General features: G+C 63.7%; 7 protein-coding genes. 6 read left to right on the plus strand and 1 reads right to left on the minus strand.

All coding sequences use genetic code 11. The features are described 5' to 3' along the window. From E3T23_RS15310 to E3T23_RS13180, 3 genes are all read left to right on the plus strand, one after another. Positions 1-267: hypothetical protein (locus E3T23_RS15310; protein WP_166806296.1), on the plus strand; the 267-nt coding region annotated here is incomplete at its 5' end. 16 nt (positions 268-283) lie between these two features. Beyond that, positions 284-502, plus strand: a complete 219-nt coding sequence (locus tag E3T23_RS13175) for a hypothetical protein (RefSeq protein WP_134370915.1) — start codon at positions 284-286, stop codon at positions 500-502. Between the two features lie 1,050 nt (positions 503-1,552). Beyond that, a complete protein-coding gene (locus E3T23_RS13180) occupies positions 1,553-2,533 on the plus strand; it encodes a sigma-70 family RNA polymerase sigma factor (protein ID WP_134370917.1) in 981 nt (326 codons plus the stop codon). A gap of 143 nt (positions 2,534-2,676) precedes the next feature. Here E3T23_RS13180 and E3T23_RS13185 read toward each other — a convergent pair whose 3' ends face one another. Then, the gene (locus E3T23_RS13185; RefSeq protein WP_134370919.1) at positions 2,677-3,003 is read right to left on the minus strand and encodes a hypothetical protein; all 327 of its coding nucleotides are present in this window, start codon (positions 3,001-3,003) and stop codon (positions 2,677-2,679) included. Positions 3,004-3,302: 299 nt separating this feature from the next. Between E3T23_RS13185 and mobF the strand changes: the two genes are divergently transcribed. From mobF to E3T23_RS13200, 3 genes are all read left to right on the plus strand, one after another. Next, complete coding sequence (mobF, locus tag E3T23_RS13190) at positions 3,303-7,118, plus strand: MobF family relaxase (RefSeq protein ID WP_134370921.1); 3,816 nt, start codon at positions 3,303-3,305, stop codon at positions 7,116-7,118. Positions 7,119-7,190: 72 nt separating this feature from the next. Continuing rightward, the gene (locus tag E3T23_RS13195) at positions 7,191-7,961 is read left to right on the plus strand and encodes a hypothetical protein (RefSeq protein ID WP_134370923.1); all 771 of its coding nucleotides are present in this window, start codon (positions 7,191-7,193) and stop codon (positions 7,959-7,961) included. Positions 7,962-8,144: 183 nt separating this feature from the next. Next, positions 8,145-8,714: a hypothetical protein gene (locus E3T23_RS13200; RefSeq protein ID WP_134370924.1), complete on the plus strand. Its 570-nt coding sequence runs from the start codon at positions 8,145-8,147 to the stop codon at positions 8,712-8,714. Positions 8,715-9,088: the final 374 nt, after the last annotated feature.

The following is a 9,088-nucleotide window of genomic DNA, read 5'->3' on the forward strand; positions in this document are numbered from 1 at the left end:
GTGCGGTACTCCTGCGACGGGATCAACACCCACCGCGACTACACGGCCGCCGGATACCGGGTCGCGCAGCACCTCATCAGCACCGACAGCGACCACAAAGACCTGGTCGTATTCACTCCCGAGGGCGAACCCATCAACGGCGTCGCCGTGCCCCACGGGATCTACGTCGCCGGGCACTTCCACGATTACATCTACAGCCCCGTGCATATCGCCCAGGTCATCCTGCACCGCGTCAACCTGTGCACCGTCACCGCGACCGCCCGATAGACCAGGACAACCAGCAATGAACACAACCACCATTGACACCGCCGCGGCCACGCGATTCGTCGACGTGTTCGCGGCCGCAGACTTCGCGGGCGACGTGGGCCCGCGGATGAGCTGCACCGAGGTGGACGCTCTCGCCGGGATGCTCCGCGCCGTCGGAGCCGACACCGCCGCCGACACCTGGGTATCCGGCCACGCCGAAGAAGACCAAGAAGGAGACAGCCACCACCAAGCATGATCACCCAAACGCCCCCTTGACGACAATCTAGGGGGCGTTTGAACACCCCAGCAACTCACCAACCGGAGCAATCACAGACGATGGTTGCTGCCGATTCTGATGCGAGGACGGCGTCGGTTGTGGCGGCGCCGTCCCGGAACCTTGCAACGACGAGGCAAAGGGCGAACTCTCCGCGCACAACAGTTGGGCGGACCGCTCAGCATTTTCCGGCGAGACTCCGGCGGGACCGACAGGACCTAGCCATTCCAGCGAAGAGAATCAAACCAGATACGGTCAACGGCCTCATCGAAAGCTCAATGGTTTCAGAGGGCAGGAGTCTGTTTGACGTCGCGCAGCGCCAGATCGAGGCGGCCGGACACTTCTGCCTTGGGGTTCCGAGCTCGAGCATGGAGGAGACGGTCGCAGCCGGTGCCGTGCTGTGCTTCCCCTGCGGATTGAAGATGGCGCCGATCTCCGTCTGAGCTGGCGCTTCGATTTCGCGCGAGTGAGTGGCAACGCAGTCGTCGCTCCTCCGCACGGTACCGTGCTGCCGACCCTCGCCTCATATGAGCGTCACGGGCGAGGCCTGGTGCACAAGTATTTTCCTGCCCGCCGTGAGCGAAGGGTGAATTCGGGAACCAGAATTATGAGCAGGCTGCCGGACCCAAGATCCTGTGTGTGAGCATGTTGCTCGGGGTGCGATTGTCGGCCCGAATCAACACGATTTGCCTCTTGAGAAGACCCGGCTGGGCGTGTAATCATTTGTCAAATGTTTAGTTAGGCGCCTATGAACAAGCATGATAGATCCTCAAGTCTGCTTGGTCGCGTGAGCGTTGCCGAGGTTTCTCCGACCGTCTGGCGGGTCCGGGGTCGCGGGGGAATGGTCAGTGAGGCCCCGGTCTTGTTGGGTTTCATTCAGCGATTCGGGAACGTTTTCGAGGCGATGGATACGACGCGGCCGCTCGAGAAAATCTATGTGTCGTCGATGGGCAGCGCGGTGGCGAGTATCACGGGTGGGACGGTCACTCAGTGAGTTCACTGGACCAAGACTCTATGGCCGACGAATTGGAGATGCCTGACTCCGACCCGGCTCAACCTTCGTGGACCGCAGCCCCACCGGTTTTCGTGCCTCGACCTACGACGGCACGATTTGGTCGGGGGTCGACGGACACGTTCGGGTTCTACCTGAGAAAGATCGGCAGGGTGGCCCTTCTCTCCGCGGAGGAGGAGGTTGACTTGGGTCGGCGGATGGAAGTTGGTCTGTTCGCGGCCGTGCGTCTTGCGGGGGGAATCGTTGATCCGGTTCTTACCCGGGACCTCATCTGGCTCGCCCGGGACGGGGACCGGTCGAAAACTCGGTTCGTTGAGGCAAACTTGCGCCTAGTGGTTAGCGTTGCCAAACAGTACTCCGGTCGCCGGATTCCGATCATGGACCTCATCCAGGACGGCAACCTCGGCCTGCTGCGAGCCGTGGAGAAATTCGACTACTCGACCGGGTACAAGTTCTCGACCTATGGAGTCTGGTGGATCCGGCAGTCCATCCACCGGGGCATGGTCGGCGCTGCACGAACAATTCGGATCCCGTTGTACGCCGTGGAGAAGCTCAACAAGGTGAAGCGTATCCGCAGCGACCTCACCGCCAGTCTGTACCGCGAACCCACCCTGGCGGAGCTGGCCGAGGCCTGCCAGGCTCCAATGGCCGACGTGCGGACCTTGCTCGACTGGGACGTCGAACCGATCTCGTATCAAACCCCACTCGGCGAGGGCTTGGCCGACATCTCCGAGCTGATCATGGACGATGACCTGCCCCAGCCGGAGGAGTACGCGGCGCTTGCCCTGCGCCGCTCTGACATCACCTTTCATCTCGACGCGCTGCCCACACGGGAGCGGATGATCCTGGAGGCACGGTTCGGATTGAACGGCGAACAACCTCGCACCCTCGACCAGATCGCCGTCCGTGAGGGTGTGACCCGGGGACGAATCCGCCAGATAGAGAAGCGAGCCCTGGCGATGATGCGCACGCCGGCCCTCGAACTCTACCTCCGAGAATGACCCGACAGGTGCCGGTCGATCTGTTCGACCCGCCTACCGTCGTGAAGCGAGTAAGGGTGGCTGGGAGCCTCCGCAGCACCTCACGAAAGGTTCAGGACAGGGCGCAATCGTGAAGGCGACAGATTCGACCGTCGCGGTTGGCATCAGAGGTTAGGGGACTTCTTGATGTCTCGAAGTGCGAGACCGAGGCGGCCAGCGACCTCCGCCTTGGGGGTTCCGAGTTCAAGCATGGAGGCGATGACGGCTGCCGCTGACGTGCGGGCGGCCGCGCTCTGCTGCGCTGCGCGCTCCTGGATGGTAGCGATTTTCGCCTGTGCGGTCGCGTCGATTTCCTCGAGTGAGTCAGTGGCGACGAAGTAGTCGGTGGCGAGCTGCTCGAGCTTGTCTTCCTTCGCTCGGAATTCTGCCGCTTTCTCGCGTGCGCGAGATCGGGCGGCAGTCTGCTTCGCAGACTTGCGTACATCGGCCATGGGTGTACCCCTTTCGTGGGTGGAAGAACCATTATGCGTGAGTCCAGCGCCCATGCCTGCCTGCCACAGCCAACGCCTCGGAGGGTATCCACGTGCGCACGGAGGCGCGCGTTAATTTATGAGTGTTGCACTACCTGCTACGTCGACTCGATAGCCCCTATCTGCAGTCACTCGCCGACCTCAGCCTCAACTTCCGACCATCACAATCTTCGATCGCGACCACCCTGCATCCTCATTCTTCGTACAAGTATTAGTCACACCTCTGGCATTAGTAATAGACGAGGTAAAGTGAGCGGGTGATGACTATGCATATCCTCTCTGCGGGAGACGGGTATGTGTACTACACCAACGAGGTCGCGACCGGTGATGCGAAGCGTGAGAGCGGCCGTGAGCTGGGCGATTACTACACCGAGGATGGCAACCCTCAAGGTGTCTGGGTCGGCGGGGGACTGGCCGCACTCGGCGTCTCCGGGGTCGTCACGGAGGAGCAGATGAAGGCCCTCTACGGTGAGGGTTTGCACCCCGACGCCGAACGAATCATTGCTGACGCGCAGGCCCAAGGCAAGACTGTGGGGGAGGCTACGAAGGCAGCCAAGCTCGGCCGTTCCTACTACGGGTACAGCACCGACGGTACTGACCTGTCCGCGAAGATCGCTGCCGGCTACACCGACTTCACGAAGGTGAACGGGCGCGAGCCGAACGTTGCCGACCGCCGTGCGATCCGCACACGTGAGGGTGTCCTGGCGTTCCGCGACGCGAAGGGCCGGCCGCCGGCGGACAAGGACGAGCTGGGCCGGTTCATCACGGCGGCGACGCGTCCGACGCAGCAGGCTGTCGCCGGTTTCGACCTGGTCTTCTCGCCTGCGAAGAGCGTGTCGGTGCTCTGGGGTCTCGGCGACGAGGACACCCGGAAGACGATTGAAGATGCCCAGGCGATCGCGATCCTGGACACCGTGTCTTACCTCGAGCGGGAAGCGATCGCCACCCGTGCCGGCACGAACGGCGTCGCACAAATCGACGTCGAGGGCGGCCTGATCGCGACGCGGTTCCGTCACTATGACTCCCGCAATGGTGACCCGCAGTTGCACGATCACCTGGTCGTGGCGAACAAGGTCAAGGGCGTCGACGGGAAATGGCGCACGATCGATTCCAAGCTCCTCCACCGTCAGGGTGTGGCCGCGTCCGAGTTCTACAACCAACGCGTCATGGACGAAGTCACCACCCGCCTCGGCCTGACCACGGAGCTGCGAGAAGTCACCCCGGGCAAGCGGCCCGTGGTCGAGATCGCCGGTGTTGACGAGCGCCTCACCGGGGCGTTCTCTACCCGGTCCGCGGACATCAAGAAGGTCGTCGGCCAGCTCGAGAAGGACTACCGGGCCACCCACGGGCGCAGCCCGGACGCGGTCGCCCGGATCAAGCTGGCACAGCAGGCCACCCTCGAGACCCGTCCCGCGAAAGCCCACGCCCGATCCCTCGCCGGCCTCCGCACCGAGTGGGCCATCAAGGCCGCCGAACGCGTCGGTACCGCCACCGTCACGAACCTCCTCAAGGACGCCCGCGCCGCCGCACCGACCATGGGCAGCACGCCGGGGGAGTCGCGGGTGGTGGATGTGGGCCGCGCTGCGCGTGAGGTCGTGGCGACGGTGTCGGAGCATCACGCGGTCTGGGGTCCGCACATGATCGAGGCCGAAGCCCGCCGATGGGTCCAGAAAGAAACCAGCCACGGCCCCGTCCCTGAAGGCACCGTCGAGCAGGTCACCCGGCGCGCACTGGAGACGGACTCGATCGCTGTGACCCCGCCCGCCCCGCATGGTTCCTTCGAGCCCCTGACCCGCCGGGACGGGTCGAGCATCTACGAGCACAAGGGCCGCATGCTCTTCACCTCCACCGGCCTCCTCGCCGCAGAAGACACTCTCCTCGCTGCCGGCCGCACCCGCACGATCGCCCCGATCACGGTGGCCGAGTTCGACCGTGCGGCCGCCCGTCACACCGGACCGTTGGATGCCGGGCAGCGTGCACTGGCACGCGAGTTCACCACGTCCGGCACGCTCCTCGTCGTCGCGACCGGGCCCGCCGGTGCTGGGAAGACCACCGCCCTCGCGTTGGCCGCCCGCGCCACCGAGCAAGCCGGCGGCCGCCTGATCGGGTTGGCCCCGTCCGCGACGGCGGCCGCCGTGTTCCGCGACGCCGTCGAAGTCCCAGCGGCCACGATCCACTCCTTCGTCCGCGCCTACGACACCCACGGGGACGCCACCCCCGACAGTCGCCACCCGGAAGAGTTGAAGCTGCGCGCGGGGGACATCATCGTCGTCGACGAGGCCGGAATGGCCGGCACCCTCAACCTGGCGAAGGTGACGAGCATTGCCGAGCGGCACGGGGCGCACGTGCGCCTGATCGGTGACGACCGACAGCTCGCAGCCGTCGAGTCCGGCGGGGCGCTGCGCCTACTGGAACGCGAAGTCGGATCCGTCAAGCTCGAGGAGATCCACCGGTTCACGTCCCCGGCCGAAGCCGAAGCGACAAGGCAGCTGCGCGACCCCGCCACGGTGGGGGACCCGTTCCGCTGGTACGTCGATAACAACCGGGTCACCGCAGGCAGCATCGACCGGATGACCGACCACGTCTTCGCCGCCTGGCAGCACGACGACGAAGCCGGCAAGAACGCCGTCATGCTCGCCCAACAGAACGTCACCGTCACCGATCTCAACACGAGGGCTCAGGCGTACCGGATGGGTTCCGGCCTCGTCTCCGGGAAGAAGTCCTCGCAGCTGCGCGACGGACTCGCCGCGTACCAGGGCGACCGGATCGTCACCCGCCTGAACGACGCCACTCTCCGCACAGGGCGTGGAACTGACCGGGTCAAGAACGGTGACGTGTGGACGGTGGGGAAGGTGCAAGCCGACGGGGCGTTGACTGTCACCCATGCCGGGCATGGCGGCCGCATCACCCTTCCCGCCGAGTACGTACAGAACAACGTCGAGCTCGGCTACGCATCGACCATTCACCGGGCCCAGGGCATGACCGCGGACACCGCCCACGTCCTCGCCGATTCCTCCACCTCCCGCGAACTCGTCTATGTCGGGTTGACCCGTGGCAAGGAAACCAACCACCTCTACGTCGAGACCGAAGACGCCCAACCCATGAGCGACGTCCTGGCCACCATCGCCGGTCACAGCGACGGGATGCTCTCCGCCACCGAAACCATCCGCGCCGAACAAGCCCGCGTCGATGACCTGGTCACCCTCATCGACCAATACGGCGACGTCGCCGAACGCGCCAACACCATCCGCTTCACCCAACTCGTCGGCTACACCCTCGACGAGCAGGACGCGCGGAAGCTCACCAGCTCCGAGAGCTGGGGAGCCGTCACCGCTGCCCTCACCCGCGCTGAAACCCAAGGCCTTGACCCGGCCGGGGTGCTGCGGGAATCGTGGAACGAACGAGAACACGGCACCGCCGACGACGTCGGCGCCGTCCTCTCCCACCGGATAGAACGACGCATCGAAACGACCCCCGTCGACCCGGCGCCGGCGCCGGCAGTGGCCGAGCGGACGGCGGTTCCGGCTTGGATCGCCGATCGACGGGTGCTCGACGCAGCCGGAACCGACCCCGCATGGCGGGACCACCTCGCCGAGCGGTACGAGTACTTGGCCGTCCGTCTCGAGGAACGCGGCACGGCGATCACCGTCGAGCAGCCCGAGTGGGCGCAGCAGCTTGGCGACGTCCCGGAGGAAAGCGCGCGCCGGCAGGAGTGGGTGCGCCTGGCGGCGGAAGTCGACGTGTTCCGCGACCGGTACAAGGTCGATCCGGCACAGACGCAGCCCATCCCTGACGCTTACCGGGAGCGCAGTGTTGGTGCGGAGCTCGCGGCCCGCGTAGCCGCACTGCAGAACACGGAGGCTCTGAGCGCCGCGCCGAGTGCGCCCGAAGCCGGCCGGCAGAATCCGGCTACTGCACTCGATGCGATGCGCGCCGCGAACCGGGCCTCGGCCGACAAGCAGCGGGAAGCGCAGCGAGCCGCCGGCCTCACCGTGAAGGCCCGACAGGCCGGCCGTGGTGACAGGGATACACAGACCGATGACCCGCGCTCCAGGGCTGACGGTCGCGAACGGTAGAGCGCCGAATAACCGCAGCGTCGGGGTCCGATAGCGTGGGCGCATGCTGGCTGCGGGAAAGGACCCCCTTCAATGTCACAGGAATTGACGTATTGGATCGGAGTTGTCCTCGACTTCACGAATATCCTTGTTTGGCCGCTCATCGTGTTGGGCCTGATCTTCATGTTCCGGAAGCAAATCCGCAGGATTCTGAACGGGCTGAGGAAGATGACTGCCGCCGGTGTGTCCATTGAGACTGATGGCCTGCTCGAGATCGAGAGCGAATTACGCGCTGGCGTAGGGAAAGAGGTTGAAGACACAAACTCCCTTGTTGCGAAGTCAGAAACCGAGCGACCTTTCCAGGAAGCTGCAAACGCCCAACTCGCTCTTCCGGCCCAAAGCGCTCCTATCGACATCGGAAGTTCAATTGGGCGGATGGTCCAAAGCCAATACCAGAGCATTGTTAGAGGGGACGACTACCGGCGGTCGCTTGATGATCTCGTCCAGGCGGCTGCCAGGTGGGGACATGCTCGAGCCCTCATTGGCGCCGATACAACCGGAGCGCGCATCGACTGGGACGGACCAACGCCGACGCTGATGGCTCCCGAACCTGACCGGGATCGCGCGGCGCGGGCCTCGGTCGCTCACCGCCGACTGCTTGATCTAACCGACGAGGACGACGCGGAGCGTCTGCAGAATCTTGAGCGCCGGGTCAAGGAGCTGCAGCGAGAGTATTCACGTACTCAGGCAGACAATAGCTTGGCGCCGTATGCCCGCAAGGAGGAGCTGGGGGCCATAGACAACGACCTCCGAGTCGCTACTTCGAACCTGCGATCCGCATACCGTCAGTCCGGTCTTATTTGATCTTTCAACCCGGTGAACACCCCGCCAAGCAGCGGTTCAGGCCGAGGTCGACTAAAGGAATTTGACTTGTGCTGAATCTCGCATGGGCTCGAACCACGAAGTTTCCCGGCGAGTGTGTTCCTGGCGGTAAGACCAGGCGAGAACATCCGGAAGCCCCAACAAGGGCTCTCGCGATGGCTGACAATGGTGGCCAACCGCGTCGCGCCCAATCTTCCGTTCCGCTCGCAGATCGCGAATGGTACGCAGATCGAGCTCGTTCTGGGTAGGAGTAGTGCGCTTATCAAAAACGAAGACTCCAGTCTCGAATTCCTCATGAATCTTCGGGATTACGAAACTAAGGCACGCGGCCCTCGCGGCATCTCCATGCACGTCATGCTCAGGAATGGGCGCACAGACCACAATATCGAGACCGTCATGCTCGGCAGCGACGAGAACGGTCGCCTGTCTCAGCGTCTCGAATTCGCCACGACGGTACATCGGGCCAGCGTGGAGGGCATCGCCGCTGTAGAAATCCGTGAGAGTCTTTCGCGTTGCAACCATTTGATCGCAGTCGACAACGGCAACGCCAACAATGTAAAACGTTCGGTCGCCGTCAATTTCGAAACTCTCGTCAATGAATGCGACTGGCGCATCATTGTCTGCATAGAGTCGCGCGAGCTTGTCGTGAATGTGGCCCCACCGTCAACGGTTAAAAAAAGCAGCCCCAGGCAGTCCGTAGACATCTGGGGCATAACGCCTCACCGGCAAGAATAAGAATATTCGAGCGAGTTACCCGCGTTGCTCGGTTTAAATGTAGCACAAGTCCCTGACGGCGCCATGCCGGAGGTCGTCCACAACGAGCGTAGCGGCAAAAATGCCACTTGATCAGGGTATTTACCGCAGTACCCAGTAGGCTGCGACCGCGTAGCGGCCTCGGAGAGGTACTCGCAGTCTACTGGGTACTCAAAACGGATGCATAGCAGAGTACACAGGCGCCCGAGGGTTCGACCGTGATATCGGACTCTTCTGTGTCATCGTACCGGCGGATGGATCCGCGCCGCGAGGGGGAGGTCGACCGAACCGGCGTATTCGCGTCCAATGCGAAGATGTCAGCTACCAGCTGACATAATAACCATTATCGGTCATAT

Source organism: Cryobacterium cheniae, assembly GCF_004403395.1.
Classification (GTDB): Bacteria; Actinomycetota; Actinomycetes; order Actinomycetales; family Microbacteriaceae; genus Cryobacterium; species Cryobacterium cheniae.